We start from the raw sequence: 314 nt of genomic DNA on the forward strand, positions 1-314 counted from the left end.
CTGCCAGCGTTCGAGCAGGAAGGTCATCGCCTGCAGAACCTCGGCATCGTTTTCGATCAGCAGCACCCTGGTGCCGAACAGGCCGTAGCCACGCGGCTTCTCCAGGCTGGCGGCATTGGCCACGGCATCGGCGGTGGCACCAAGGCCGACCGGCACATCGATGTGGAAGATCGTGCCGCGCCCGACCCTGGACGAGAACGTCACGGGGTGGCCGAGCGCGGTGGCCATACGGCGCACGATGGCGAGCCCGAGCCCCAGCCCACCGCCGTCAAGCCCGGCATTGGTTGGCGGGGTGCCGCGGTGGAATTCCTCGA

1 protein-coding gene is annotated in these 314 nt (G+C 68.5%); it reads right to left on the minus strand.

The window, feature by feature from the left end:
• On the minus strand, positions 1 to 314 hold a 314-nt coding region (locus EN804_RS36005), incomplete at both ends, for an ATP-binding protein (RefSeq protein ID WP_135922400.1).

The organism is Mesorhizobium sp. M8A.F.Ca.ET.161.01.1.1 (assembly GCF_004792105.1).
Taxonomy (GTDB): domain Bacteria; phylum Pseudomonadota; class Alphaproteobacteria; order Rhizobiales; family Rhizobiaceae; genus Mesorhizobium.